Below are 13,104 nucleotides of genomic sequence, written 5' to 3'. Positions count from 1 at the left end.
TGCAGTTCCGCAAGGCCCGGCTCAACTGGCGCAAATCGGGCGGTGTCCGTCGCTCGCTGGGCTGGATTCCCTTCAAGTCAGGCGCCGCTCAATGGAAGAGCGGGCAAGTCTGTCACAGCGGTCACTACTTCAAGGTCTGGGACAGCTACGGCCTGAGCCAGTACAGCTTTCGCTCGGGCAGTTTCAGCGAGGATGCACGCGGCCGCTGGTACTTCAACGTCGCCGTGGAAGTTGAAACCGAACTTTCACCGGGGCAGGGAGCAGTCGGTATCGACCTCGGCCTCAAGGACGTGGCGACCTGTAGCGACGGCTTGAAGCTGGAGAACGGCCGGTTCTACCGCGACCTGGAGCCCAAGCTGGCGATTGCCCAGCACAGCCGCAACAAGCAGCGCACCCGAGCGATTCATGCCAAGATCGCCAACCGCCGCAAGGACGCCTTGCACAAGTTCAGCCGGCAACTGGTAAACCGGTACGGCGAAATCCACGTGGGGATGTATCGCCCACGAAACTCGCGAAGACCAAGATGGCCAAGTCGGTGCTCGATGCCGGCTGGGGCCAATTGAAAACGATGCTGGAATACAAGTGCGCTCACGCAGGCATCGTCTTCAGGGTGGTCGACGAGCGCTACACCTCCCAAGCCTGTTCGAATTGTGGCTGTCTGCCCGATTTGAGGCCGAAAGGTATCGTAGGACTTGGAGTAAGGGAGTGGACTTGCAGTGAGTGTGGTGTCACTCACGACCGCGATGTGAACGCGGCCAGGAAACATTCTCGCGGTCGGGCATGGCCGTCCAGCAGTGGGAATCCCCGTCCTTTAGCGCGGGGAGGATGTCAAAACGTATCGCAAAGGAGGCTGAAGATACTGCGCCCTGGCGAATCGAGGCAGAAAATATCGGCTGGGTCTGGCTCTGTCAGAACACATAAATGCTTCGATGCTTAACCGTGATCAGGCCGGTCACGCTGCACCGCCGCCTCGCTGCCAGCTTGGGATGAGAAAGAAATCCTCTCCTGCGTTTCTAAAGGCCAATTGGCCGGCACCCGCCTCACTCATTCTCGTCAGGGGCGCCATCCGCCTCCCAGGCTTCCGCCAAGCGCTCCTCGCCCAACTCCAGCGCATCCTCAAAGGATCGCAGCGCCAGATCTTCGGCATCGAGGGCCAAGCCTGCTGCCTCCGAGCCAACCTCGGCCCGTACTCCCAGGTCGATGAGTTGCATCAAGACCTCCAGCGCCCGGCCGGTATCGGGCTAACCCACGCCTCACCGGACAAGGTATACCGAGTCACAAGCTCGGCGGCGCGCTCGAACGTTTTTACAGACTCCAGGGCTTCGGTAGTCATCGTTAGCAGGGCCGCTTTGTCGAGGGGGCCGATGTGGTAGTCGTCGGGCTGTGTTTCGAGCCAGCGTAGCCGCTCGAGCAGGATTCATGACTGCTGGTTCCAAGGGTTGAGAATTAAAACGCCGGTCGACTCAAAATCCGCCACGTTCCGGGTCACGATTGTCATGCCATGAACGAGCGCCGTCGCAGCAATAAGCGCATCGCGCTCGCTCTTGTGATCAGGCACATGCAGCCTCGCGCACCGGAGAGCCACGGCGGTATCCACTGCCAGAATGCGTCCGGCAAAGCCAGGAAGAACGTGCTGATCGAGCCACGATCGCAGAAGCGCCCCTTGAGCTGCATCTTTGCGTTCACGCAGCAATACTCCGGTTTCCAACTCCATCACGGAGATGGCCGACAGGTACAACTCTCCGACCTGAACGCTTTGCGCCCAAGCAACAACACCGGTATCGGCCTTGCCCTGCTTGGCCTTGCGCAGCTCGGAGACAACATTGGTATCGAGCAAGAACATCAAGAAAAATCCACCGGCCTCGTCTTGATAGTGGCACGAGGGACTTCAAACTCCACTTCCTCTTCCACCGGCATTGCCAGGATGTCGAGGATGCTGGGTTGGCTGCCGGTCAGTCGCTGGTATTCTTCGATACACAGCAGAACGTGAGCCGGTTTCCCTCGATCTGTGATGAACACAGGCCCGCTCAGCGCGGCCTTCTTTGCCCGGCTGGTATCGTGGTTGAACTCCCGGCTAGAAAGAGTCGTCGGCATAGTCTGATCCTCCAATACGCCAATGTAGGCATGTTACTACATTATTGGCGACCAGCAAGCCCACACCAATAGCGAGACCTTGGAGGCGAGGCGGACTTTCTGGGGATCAACGTCCGGCTTCGAGTATCACTGCAAGCTTTTGAGACACAAGTGTCTCGCCCTAGGTGTCTCGCCCCTGTTTTAAGCCTGTCACAGAGCACCCCGCTCCGGCCCCGACAAACTGCGGCGAACCCGCACAGCCAGTGGGGTTGCGGCACATTGGCACACCTTCTGCACTATCCATTCGCAGACGTGCTCTTGCGCACTCCCCAGAAAATCCAAGAACCACAAGAATCAGGAGAATCCTCCATGCGGTATGCCCATCCTGGCAGTGAAGGCGCCATCGTTTCCTACAAGGTTCGCTACGGCAACTATATCGGCGGCCAGTTCGTGCCCCGGTGAAAGGTCAGTACTTCACCAACAGCTCGCCGGTCACCGGCGAGGAATTCGCCGAATTCCCCCGCTCCACCGCCGAGGACATCGAGAAGGCACTGGATGCCGCCCACGCCGCTACCGCCGCCTGGGGCCGCACCTCGGTGCAGGAACGCGCCGCCATCCTGCTGAAGATCGCCGACCGCATCGAGCAGAACCTGGAAGTGCTGGCCGTCACCGAAACCTGGGACAACGGCAAGCCGGTCCGCGAGACCCTGAACGCCGACGTGCCGCTGTCCGCCGACCACTTCCGCTACTACGCCGGCTGCATCCGCGCCCAGGAAGGCAGCGTCGGCGAGATCAACGAGAACACCGTCGCCTATCACTTCCACGAGCCGCTGGGCGTGGTCGGCCAGATCATCCCGTGGAACTTCCCGCTGCTGATGGCCGCCTGGAAACTGGCCCCGCCCTGGCCACCGGCAACTGCATCGTGCTCAAGCCCGCCGAGCAGACGCCGCTGTCGATCACCGTGCTGCTCGAGCTGATCGGCGACCTGCTGCCGCCCGGCGTGCTGAACGTCGTCCACGGCTTCGCCGCGCGAGGCCGGCGAGGCGCTGGCGACCAGCAAGCGCATCGCCAAGATCGCCTTCACCGGCTCCACCCCGGTGGGCGCGCACATCCTCAAGTGCGCCGCCGACAACATCATCCCGAGCACCGTCGAGCTGGGCGGCAAGTCGCCGAACATCTTCTTCGAGGACATCATGCAGGCCGAGCCGGCCTTCATCGAGAAGGCCGCCGAAGGCCTGGTGCTGGCCTTCTTCAACCAGGGCGAGGTGTGCACCTGCCCGTCGCGCGCGCTGATCCAGGAATCCATCTACGACGACTTCATGAAGGTCGTGATGAAGAAGGTCGGCCAGATCAAGCGCGGCCACCCGCTGGACACCGAGACCATGGTCGGCGCCCAGGCCTCCGGCCAGCAGTTCGAGAAGATCCTCTCCTACCTGGAGATCGCCCGCAGCGAGGGCGCCGAGGTACTGACCGGCGGCGCCGCCGAGAAGCTCGAGGGCAGCCTGGCCAGCGGCTACTACATCCAGCCGACCCTGCTCAAGGGCCACAACAAGATGCGCGTGTTCCAGGAAGAGATCTTCGGCCCGGTGGTCGGCGTCACCACCTTCAAGACCGAAGCCGAGGCCCTGGCCATCGCCAACGACACCGAGTTCGGCCTGGGCGCCGGCGTCTGGACCCGCGACATCAACCGCGCCTACCGCATGGGCCGCGGCATCCAGGCCGGCCGCGTATGGACCAACTGCTACCACCTGTACCCGGCGCACGCCGCCTTCGGTGGCTACAAGAAGTCCGGTGTCGGCCGCGAAACCCACAAGATGATGCTCGACCACTACCAGCAGACCAAGAACCTGCTGGTCAGCTACGACATCAACCCGCTGGGCTTCTTCTGATGCACTGCCCCCGTCCCAGCCCTCCACGGGCCGGGGACGGGACTGAATCGAGACGGTCAGGGCGAACCCTCGCCCGAATCACGGTAAAGCCTGGCCGACGGACGTACCTTCCCATCGGTGCCCGCGTGCGCGACCCGCGCGGGCATCGGGAAGGTCCGGCGCGGCCGCCTGGTGTGCAAGGTCGCTTTAAAACAAGACAACAATAGAGAGGAAATCCTCATGAGCAGCACCTTCTTCATCCCTGCAGTGAACATGATGGGCATCGGCAGCCTCGACGAGGCCATGGGCGCGATCAAGAACCATGGCTTCCGCAAGGCGCTGATCGTCACCGACGCCGGCCTGGCGAAAGCCGGCGTGGCCGACAGGGTTTCCCAGTTGCTGGCCCAGCAGGATATCGCTTCCGTTCTGTATGACGGTGCCAAGCCGAACCCCACCGTCAGCAACGTCGAAAACGGCCTGACCCTGCTCAAGAGCAGCGGCTGCGACTTCGTCATCTCCCTGGGCGGCGGCTCGCCGCACGACTGCGCCAAGGGCATCGCCCTGTGCGCCGCCAACGGCGGGCACATCAGCGAATACGAGGGCATCGACCGCTCGGTCCGCCCGCAGCTGCCGCTGGTCGCCATCAACACCACCGCCGGCACCGCCAGCGAGATGACCCGCTTCTGTGTCATCACCGACGAAGCCCGCCACGTGAAAATGGTCATCGCCGACCGCAACGTCACCCCGCTGCTGTCGGTCAACGACCCCTCGCTGATGGCCGCCATGCCCAAGGGCCTGACCGCCGCCACCGGCATGGACGCCCTGACCCACGCGGTCGAGGCCTATGTCTCCACCGCCGCCACCCCGATCACCGACGCCTGCGCCCTGAAGGCCGTCGAGCTGATCGCCGCCAACCTGCGCAACGCCGTGGCCAACGGCGGCGACATGACCGCCCGCGAGAACATGGCCTACGCCCAGTTCCTCGCCGGCATGGCCTTCAACAACGCCTCGCTGGGCTACGTACACGCCATGGCACACCAGCTGGGTGGCTTCTACGACCTGCCGCACGGCGTCTGCAACGCGGTCCTGCTGCCGCACGTGGAAAGCTTCAACGCCAGTGTCTGCCCGGAGCGTCTGCGCGACGTGGCCAAGGCCATGGGCGTCGACGTCCAGGGCCTGAGCGCCGAGCAGGGCGCCCAGGCGGCCCTGACCGCGGTCCGCACCCTGTCCAAGGACATCGGCATCCCGGGCGGTCTGAAGGAGCTGGGCGCCAAGGCCGACGATATCCCGGTCCTCGCCGCCAACGCCCTGAAGGACGCCTGCGGCCTGACCAACCCGCGCCCGGCCGACCAGCAGCAGATCGAAGAAATCTTCCGCAACGCCTTCTAAGGCCTGCGGATCGCCCGGCCGGCTGCCCCGCTGGCCGGCCCGGGCTCCCAGCGTCACCGTCACTGTGCTCCCCGCCATGGCCTACCCTCTGGTGGCGGGGAGCAACTTTTTCGCTTTTCTTTGCACACCGCTCCTTGCCCTGGCAGGCCCGCCCAAGCGGGCCTTTCGTGCCTTCTATTCTGATAAGGGGCTATTAGCTTTGTTCCAGCTTCTTCAGTTTTCGATACAGAGTTGCCCGTGCGATGCCAAGACTGCGCGCGGCAGCCGAAATATTACCGCCGGTTGCCTCTAAGGCCGATCTGATCGCGCATAGTCCGGAGGCTTGCAGAGTCCTTCCTGCATGCAGCTGTGGTGTATCGATCTTGGCCAAGCGTTCGATCTTGCTTTCGTGACCTTCCCATATTTCCTCTGGCAGATGCTTCAGGTCGATTTCCCATTCGTCCTCTGCCAACGCCGCCGCCAAACGCAGCACTTGATAGAGCTGGCGAATATTACCTGGCCAGTGATAGGCCAGTAGCGCCTGCTGCGCCGCCATGCTCAATCTGAGTGGTTGGCGTGCCGTAGTTTCTACTCGTAGCAGATGCTCAATCAGTATTGCCAAGTCCTGACGCTGGCGTAGAGCCGGCAGGGTCACGCGCAATCCATTGATACGGTAGTAGAGGTCTTCGCGGAACTTCTGGATGGTGCAGAGCTGCTTGAGGTCACGGTGGGTGGCGCAGATCAATGCGAAGTCCACTTGAATTACCTGGTTGCTGCCTAGACGAGTCAAGCTGCGCTCCTGCAGAACGCGCAGTAGGCGGCCCTGCAGTTCAAGAGGCATGTCACCAATCTCGTCAAGAAAGAGGGTGCCTTTATGTGCTTGCTCGATTTTTCCTGTAGCACCACCTTTGCGACTGCCGGTAAAAGCACCTTCGACATAGCCGAACAGTTCAGATTCGATCAGGCTGGCCGGTATGGACGAGCAGTTGATTGCCACGAAGGGCTCGCCCATCCGATTGCTGCCATCATGCAGCAGCCGGGCGAAAACTTCCTTGCCGACACCTGTTTCGCCATTGATCAACACTGGTATGTCATGCGCAAAGGCCTTGTGCCCACGGCTGAGAGCTGCTTGTACAGCTGGATCCTGTAGGCAGGGGGAAGGTGTCGATGGTAGTGGCGGCTTGGTGAGTTGCGCCGTCGCAGGCCTTGGCTTCGACTTCGGATACTTAGTCGAACTAATGGTTATGTAGGAGTACAGTTTACTGCCAAGGTGGCTGCGCAGATGCAGCGGCTTACCGAGGTCATGATGACGATAACGAACAACATGAGCGAACGGTAGCTCGAACAGATCAGCGAAATCCAGTCCAGCTAGGTTGCTACCAAGCTGCAACACCTCTCTGGCGATACGGTTGGCGTTGCGCAGCTTGCCGGACAGATCGAAGGCTAACAGTCCCTCCAACGGTGTAGCGAGAATTTCCGGGCGGTGATGCAAGTGTACCAATAACACGTCATCAAGTTGCGTGAATAGACGGTTCTCGATGGTGCGGGTAGTAAGTATTAAAGATTCAAATATATAGAGCGAAGGTACGCTTTGTTTACTGCTGAGGTTCAGAACTCCGGTGAGTCTGCCGTCGAGGCCGAAGATCGGCGTGGCTAAGCACGAGAACTGCCGAGCCTCTTCTAAGTAATGCTCAGTGCCAGAGAAGACAACTGGTACTTGTTCTACTAAAGCGCAGCTGGGAGCGGTGCTGCCAACATTTTGCTCTGACATCTGAACACCGATGCGAAATATTTGGTTGAGTTCTCGTGTGGTTTGATTGCGATCACTGAAGGTACTTAGCACCACTCCTTGCGGGTCTATACAGGCAAGCATCCAATCCTGCATGGCTAGGGCGGAGTGCAGTTGTTGCATTTCTGGAGTTGCGTATTCAAGCAGTAGACGGTTGCACTCGAGTATCTCGTCACCACTAGCTACCAATGGGGCATCGAATAAAAGCCTATCGGCCGGAGACAGCCCATAGTCACGCGAACGATTCCAAGATCGGGCAACTAATGAGTTGTACTGTGCTAGGTCGGCGGGTAGGGCAAAAGCGGTCGCTGCTGTGTTATTGGATTTGTTCATGGCATGCGTCTAATAGGTGTGTATCAAGTTTGTACTGGGTCCGGGTCAAGTGATTGTATCAAATTGAGACAAGGATGCAGAAATACTGCTTTTGTGATCTGTGGTAACGACATAACTTTCTGCAACCTAATGAATTTATTATATTTTTATTTTTTGGCATGTAGTGTGCTTTGTATAAGATGATTTTTCTTGATTTTCAAGAGTTACAGTGTAGACCGCAAACAAAAACAATAAGGTAATATTGATGAGCTGGTTTGTTAAGCTGGCCGGCAATAGCGATTCCTCGCTTTTGCGTCAGCCATATATTATATACACCTTGCATGTTTCATTATTTTGCTTGTCGGCTGCATTTTCTTGCGGCGTCGCGGCTGTGGATGTTGAGGCCGGTGATTATGCGCCGCTCCCTGATGGTAGTACTATAGGTTTGCTGTACTATCAGCATGCAGAGCGCAATAAGCTTTATGTCGATGGGCATAAGCAGTCCAGTGCTGCCGGGCTAGACTCCGACATAGGCATCCTGCGCGTTGTGCACTATATGCAACTTGGCAAGTATATTGTCGATCCTCAATTTCTATTGCCATTCGGCAGTATGCGGGCTAATGGTGAAACGAAAAGCCTTGGTAGTGATAGTGGTATTGGTGACTTAATCCTGGCTGCCACTGTCTGGCCATTAAATGATCCAGTTAGACAACGCTATTTCGGTATAACCCCTTTCCTCTATGTACCTACCGGTAGTTATGAAAGAGACCGAGCGATCAACCTTGGTGAGAATCGCTGGAAATTTGCTTTGCAGGCTGGCTATGCTACCGCCCTGAGCGACAAAGTGAGCCTCGACTTAGTTGGCGATGTAACTCTCTTCGGCAAGAACGATGACTATGGAAGCGGTGGTGTTACAAAAAGGCAGGATGCCCTATACCAGGGTCAGATTTTTCTACGCTACCACCTTACCGGTACATTTGATGTTCGTGCTAGTCTATCGAAACTCTGGGGAGGCGAGAGTAAAATCGATGGCGTGAGCATGAACGACGAACCTGATACCCTTAGGTATACTGTTGGAACCTCTTTCTTCGTTTCGCCAAGCACGCAGCTGATGATAAATCTTGGTTCAGATATTTTAGTTGATAATGGCTTTAAGGAAGATGGACGTATAAGCCTAAGGCTTCTACAGCTATTTTGAGCCACTGGATTATTATTCTCTCCATGATGGCTTTGGGTAAGTTTTAGCATGCGCTGAACCCCGAGCTATTTCGCCGGCAGCTGCGGCGGTGCGCCCATCGAAGTCGTCCGCCAGTACATCGAGCAGCAACAGACGCCTCATTGAGGGCAAACCCGAGGACGGCTACGCCGTCCGCGCTATCCTTCCCCCCCCTGAAGGGCGAGGTTTGCCGCGCATCGGATCAAGACCTCCAGCGCCCGGGCCGGTACTGGGCTGACCCAAGCCTCGCTGGACAAGGTATACCGGGTCACAAGCTCGGCGGCGCGCTCCAACGCTTCGACGGGCTCCAGTGCCTCGGTGACCATCGTCACCAGGGCGGCCTTTCCGAGGATGCCGTTGCTGTAGTCGGCAGGCTGATCTTCGAGCCAGCGTAGGTGCTCGCGCAGGACTTGCAGATGGTTGCTCATAGGGCCTCGGTCAAAGGAGACGGGAATCGAGGGGGAATTTTTCTACGTGAATGCTCGCCCCGCTGGCCTCTGGATGCACCGGGTTGAACAGGTAGTTGGTCGTGCAGGGAATGATGGCGCTCGGCACTGGGAGCAGTAGAGCGCTTCGCCCATCCAGGAGGTGATCCCCGATGGCGCGCGTGACTTCCGGATCGGACTTCCAGTGCTCCGGCAGCGGCGGAAGCTCGGCCCGCGAAACCGGGTCCGGAAGCTGGATGCGGATCAACTGGAGCGTTGTGGGGAAGTCCTCGGGGTCGATTTCCAGGTGGACCAGCCCCTCCAGCATCGCACCGGCCGGACTGTCCGCCGCGTAAACGACCGGCCTGCCAAGGTGGTGCCAGCGGCCACTGGCACGCAGGCCGCCGATTCCGCTGAGGTCGGCGTAGGCGCTGATCCGCCACAGAATCACAGGGCCAGGCCTTCGACGATTTGCAGCAGCATTTCCTCCACCTGGCTGGTGCCCTGCTGGGTGGTGAGCATCTGCATGGGCGTCAGGCCGGAAAACCGCTCCTTGGGCTTGGAGAGCCAGCGTTTGGCCTTCTCGCGGTCACCGAAGACGGCCTCGGCCATTGCCGTGATGTGGGCAGCGCGAAAAAACCGGTCGCTTTCCTCCACGGTCAACGGCTGATCCCGCTCGATGCGGCTCTTGAGGGTTCGCAGGGGGATGATCTGATCGCGCTCCAGCGGCGTGACCACCCCGGCCTCGGTCAGCTGCACCAGGCGGGTCGCAGGAAAGCCCTTGGTGATCCGGGTGTGGATCTCGAAGTCGGTTGCCGACTCCGGGATGTCCAGCAGGCTTTGAAGACGCGCCCGATATGCGGTGTAGCCATGGTCACGCAGGACTTCAGCAAGCATGGGGGCAGCCTCCTATTCGGCGTTTACCGGATTGTATCCGGCATTTACCGATCAGGACAACAGCTCCATCTGCCATACCATCTGAGGCGATTTTCCCCGCTGAAAATAGGCGCCAGCAGGCGTCTCTCAGGGTTGATCGGGCTGGCGCTCGCCTATCGGTTCAGCCTGCCCCCGCGCCGATACCACTTGCCAGCCACAGTCCTCCTCGTCCCCATCCGCGCCATCGCCGACCAGGGCGAACGAGCTGATCGCCGTGTGCCGTTCGTGCGGGGTGTCCCGATAGTAGAGGCCGCCCCGCTCCCTCGTCGCTGTCAAGGAAGACGACGCTCGCGATGGACACTTCTCCGTCTCACAGGTATTCGGATATTTCAATGAGGTTGAAGTCGGGGTCACGAATGTACACCGAACGAATCGGCCCAGTAGTGCCGGTGCGCTGAACTGGCCCTTCCACAATCGGCCAGTTCTGCCTCTGCAGATGGGCGATCACCTCCGCCAGCTTCATCTCAGCGATGAAGCACAGGTCTAGGGCTCCCGGTACCGGCAGGTGGGCCTTGGGTTCGAATTCGTGGCCACGCACGTGCAGGTTGATCTTCTGGTTGCCAAAGCGGAACGCGATGCGGTCGTTGCCGAAGGTTTCCAGGCGCATGCCGAGCACCCGGGTATAGAAGTGCGTGGTGGCATCCGGATCTGAGGAAGTCAGTACCAAGTGGTCGAGACGGTTGATCATCAGAGGGCTCCTAGGAGATGGCGCAGGCCGGGGGAATAGTCAGCGGTGACGATGCTCGTCTTCCACGTGCAAGATGAAGGTGCCGCGATCGCGGAACCGCTATGACTTGGCGTTCCTTATGTTCTGGATACTTAACCGCTTCAGCGGCTTGAATCGGACTGGCGACGATTAGTGAGATGTAGTGCATAAATGAGGGCCCAATCTTCATGAATAGGGGACTCCCTCTCTGGTTATTGCTTTGTGAAACACTGTGTCACGCGCTGCCGCCGCAGCGGCAGCGCGTTTTTCAGGCGGATATCTGACCTGCTTGCTCTAGCAAGCGACGGGCGCGGCCGAGTACCGGCGCATCGACCATCTCTCCGTCTACCACGAATACCCGCTGCCGTTACCGACGCTCAACACGCGCTGCGCCCAGTCCAACTCGCTGGCACTTGGCATCAGAGTCGCGTGTACTACCTGCACTTGTACGGGATGGATGCATAGCAGACCGCCGAAGCCCATATCGCGGGCGTCGCGAGCGGCTTGTCGAAGTCCGTCAAGATCTTGGATAGACGGAAACACACTGTCCAAGGGGGAGCCAGCCCGGCATCACGGCTGGCCAGCAGAATAGCGTAGCGCGCCTGGTCGAGCAGGCGACCGGCAGCAGCGCTACCATTGGCCAAGCCGATGTCCAGACCGAGGTCGAGGGCACCGAAAGACAACCGCTCGATCCCCTTGACGGCTGCGATTTCCGGCAGCGCGAGCAAGCCGCGCACGCTCTCTATGATTGGCCAGATCGGCTTGCCAGTGACTGCAGCTCGCACCACTTGCTCAGCGCTTTCTGCCTTCGGTAGCAGTACGCCACAGACCCCCGGCTGGCGAGCACAGAGTTCGAGGTCGGCCGCGTGGCCGGGATGCCCGGCAGCGTTTACCCGTACCAGTAGCCGTGCCTCGGGATGGGCGGCGAGGAAGGCAGCCAGGTTGGCCCGTGCCTGTTCTTTGAGCGTCTCCTCGACGGCATCTTCAAGGTCGACGATAACCGCATCGGCACCGCTGACCAGCGCTTTGGGAATGCGCTCGGGACGGCTGGCGGGAACGAATAGGGCACTGCGAATGATCGCTTGGTTCATATGCGCATCTCCCCTCAGATCACGCTGGCGTCGCGCAGGCGGGCGACCTCGGCCGGGGCGTAGCCTAGTTCGCTGAGCAGCGCCTCGCTGTGCTCGCCCAGCGCCGGGATCGGCGCCATGCGCGGGGTGAAGGCGCTGTTGCGCCCAGGCGGCAGCAGGGCGGGCAGCACGCCGCTCGGGCTGCCGACCTCGCTCCAGCGCTGGCGCGCCTGGAGCTGCGGATGCTCCCAGACACCCTGCATGTCGTTGACCCGGGCGTTGGCGATGGGTGCGGCCTCCAGCCGGGCGATGACCTCTTCGGTGCTCAGCGCGGCGAAACAGTCGAGGATGATCGCGCGCAGCATCTCGCGCTGAGCCGAACGCTTAGAGTTACCGTCGAAGCGTTCGTCGTCCGCCAGCTCCGGGCGCCTGAGCACCTTGTCGCAGAACAGCCGCCACTCGCGCTCGTTCTGCAGGCCGAGCATCACGGTGCCACCGTCACCCACCGGAAATGGGCCGTAGGGGTAGATGGTGGCGTGCGCCGCCCCGGCACGCGGCGGCGGCGTGGCACCGTCGAAGGCGTAGTACAACGGATAGCCCATCCACTCCACCAGGCTTTCCAGCATCGACAGGTCGATGTGGCTGCCCTCGCCTGTTCTTTCGCGCAGTAGCAGGGCGGAGAGGATGTTGCTATAGGCATACATGCCAGCGGCGATGTCGGCGATCGAGCAGCCGGCCTTGGCCATCTCGTCGTCACCGGCCCCACCGGTGATCGACAGGAAGCCGCCCTCGCTCTGGATCAGCAGGTCGTAGGCCTTCTTGTCCTGGTAGGGGCCGCCCTCGCCGTAGCCGGAGATGTCGCAAACGATCAGCCGCGGAAAGTGTTCGTGCAACGCCTCGAAGGACAGCCCCAGACGTGCCGCGGCGCCCGGCGCGAGGTTCTGCACCAGCACGTCGGCCTTGCCCAGCAGGGCGTCGAGGATCTCCCCGGCCTCGTTCTGCTTGAGGTCGAGGCTCAGGCTTTCCTTGGAGCGGTTGGTCCACACGAAGTGCGAGGCCAGGCCCTTGACCCGCTCGTCGTAGCCACGGGCAAAGTCGCCGGTGCCGGGGCGTTCGATCTTGATCACCCGTGCGCCGAGGTCGGCTAGCTGGCGGGTGCAGAAGGGCGCGGCGATGGCGTGTTCGAGACTGACCACAGTGATGCCGTCGAGCGGGCGGGACGATGGTGCGGTTGTCATAGCGGATTCCTCAAGAGGCGAGCGGCAGCGAGCGGGTGCTCGGCCGCACAGGACAGGATCGGGTTGGTGGAGAGCGGCGCCCATGTCGAGCGCCGCGACATCG

Annotated in this window: 11 protein-coding genes and 4 pseudogenes; 5 read left to right on the top strand and 10 right to left on the bottom strand. The window is 60.4% G+C overall.

The annotated features are described in order from the left end of the window. Positions 1-2: 2 nt before the first annotated feature. Positions 3-815 (top strand): annotated as a pseudogene (locus Atro_RS23830) (RNA-guided endonuclease InsQ/TnpB family protein); the annotation flags it as partial. A 225-nt stretch (positions 816-1,040) separates the two neighbouring features. On the opposite strand, the gene Atro_RS23825 reads toward Atro_RS23830, so the two are convergent. The 3 genes from Atro_RS23825 to Atro_RS23815 all read right to left on the bottom strand — a co-directional run bounded on the left by Atro_RS23825 (position 1,041) and on the right by Atro_RS23815 (position 2,094). Next, positions 1,041-1,211: a hypothetical protein gene (locus Atro_RS23825; RefSeq protein ID WP_497927890.1), complete on the bottom strand. Its 171-nt coding sequence runs from the start codon at positions 1,209-1,211 to the stop codon at positions 1,041-1,043. Positions 1,212-1,417: 206 nt separating this feature from the next. Continuing rightward, positions 1,418-1,843: a type II toxin-antitoxin system VapC family toxin gene (locus tag Atro_RS23820; protein ID WP_497927889.1), complete on the bottom strand. Its 426-nt coding sequence runs from the start codon at positions 1,841-1,843 to the stop codon at positions 1,418-1,420. Next, complete coding sequence (locus Atro_RS23815; RefSeq protein ID WP_497927888.1) at positions 1,843-2,094, bottom strand: type II toxin-antitoxin system Phd/YefM family antitoxin; 252 nt, start codon at positions 2,092-2,094, stop codon at positions 1,843-1,845. The genes Atro_RS23820 and Atro_RS23815 overlap by 1 nt, the downstream gene beginning before the upstream one ends. A gap of 348 nt (positions 2,095-2,442) precedes the next feature. Between Atro_RS23815 and exaC the strand changes: the two are divergent. Both exaC and yiaY read left to right on the top strand, forming a co-directional pair. Then, positions 2,443-3,962: pseudogene (gene exaC, locus Atro_RS23810) on the top strand (acetaldehyde dehydrogenase ExaC). A 219-nt stretch (positions 3,963-4,181) separates the two neighbouring features. Further along, on the top strand, positions 4,182-5,330 hold the full coding sequence (yiaY, locus tag Atro_RS23805; protein ID WP_497927887.1) for an L-threonine dehydrogenase: 1,149 nt from the start codon (positions 4,182-4,184) through the stop codon (positions 5,328-5,330). A 193-nt stretch (positions 5,331-5,523) separates the two neighbouring features. Here yiaY and Atro_RS23800 read toward each other — a convergent pair whose 3' ends face one another. Further along, a complete protein-coding gene (locus Atro_RS23800) occupies positions 5,524-7,431 on the bottom strand; it encodes a sigma-54-dependent Fis family transcriptional regulator (protein WP_497927886.1) in 1,908 nt (635 codons plus the stop codon). 244 nt (positions 7,432-7,675) lie between these two features. On the opposite strand from Atro_RS23800, the gene Atro_RS23795 reads away from it, so the two are divergent. Together Atro_RS23795 and Atro_RS23790 are read left to right on the top strand one after the other, a co-directional pair. Further along, positions 7,676-8,608 carry a transporter gene (locus tag Atro_RS23795; RefSeq protein ID WP_497927885.1) on the top strand — a complete coding sequence of 311 codons (933 nt, stop codon included), beginning with the start codon at positions 7,676-7,678 and terminating at the stop codon, positions 8,606-8,608. 57 nt (positions 8,609-8,665) lie between these two features. Beyond that, positions 8,666-8,752, top strand: a pseudogene (locus tag Atro_RS23790) (transposase); the annotation flags it as partial. 32 nt (positions 8,753-8,784) lie between these two features. Here the strand turns inward: Atro_RS23790 and Atro_RS23785 are convergent. From Atro_RS23785 to Atro_RS23760, 6 genes and pseudogenes are all read right to left on the bottom strand, one after another. Beyond that, positions 8,785-9,054 (bottom strand): hypothetical protein, encoded by a 270-nt coding sequence (locus tag Atro_RS23785; RefSeq protein WP_497927884.1) that lies wholly within the window; start codon positions 9,052-9,054, stop codon positions 8,785-8,787. 10 nt (positions 9,055-9,064) lie between these two features. Then, the gene (locus Atro_RS23780; protein ID WP_497927883.1) at positions 9,065-9,502 is read right to left on the bottom strand and encodes an RES family NAD+ phosphorylase; all 438 of its coding nucleotides are present in this window, start codon (positions 9,500-9,502) and stop codon (positions 9,065-9,067) included. After that, entirely contained in the window at positions 9,499-9,948 is a 450-nt protein-coding gene (locus Atro_RS23775) for an Xre family toxin-antitoxin system antitoxin (RefSeq protein WP_089169991.1), read from the bottom strand. The genes Atro_RS23780 and Atro_RS23775 overlap by 4 nt, the downstream gene beginning before the upstream one ends. Before the next feature lie 349 nt (positions 9,949-10,297). Continuing rightward, positions 10,298-10,675: a VOC family protein gene (locus Atro_RS23770; RefSeq protein ID WP_497927882.1), complete on the bottom strand. Its 378-nt coding sequence runs from the start codon at positions 10,673-10,675 to the stop codon at positions 10,298-10,300. 286 nt (positions 10,676-10,961) lie between these two features. Further along, positions 10,962-11,784: pseudogene (locus Atro_RS23765) on the bottom strand (HpcH/HpaI aldolase/citrate lyase family protein). Between the two features lie 14 nt (positions 11,785-11,798). Then, positions 11,799-13,001, bottom strand: coding sequence for a CaiB/BaiF CoA transferase family protein (locus Atro_RS23760; protein ID WP_497927881.1), 1,203 nt, complete (start codon positions 12,999-13,001; stop codon positions 11,799-11,801). Between the last annotated feature and the right edge of the window lie 103 nt (positions 13,002-13,104).

The sequence above is a fragment of the Azotobacter tropicalis genome, assembly GCF_059739045.1.
The sequence above is the reverse complement of the archived record's forward strand: the minus strand, read 5'-3'. Positions and strand labels throughout refer to the sequence as shown.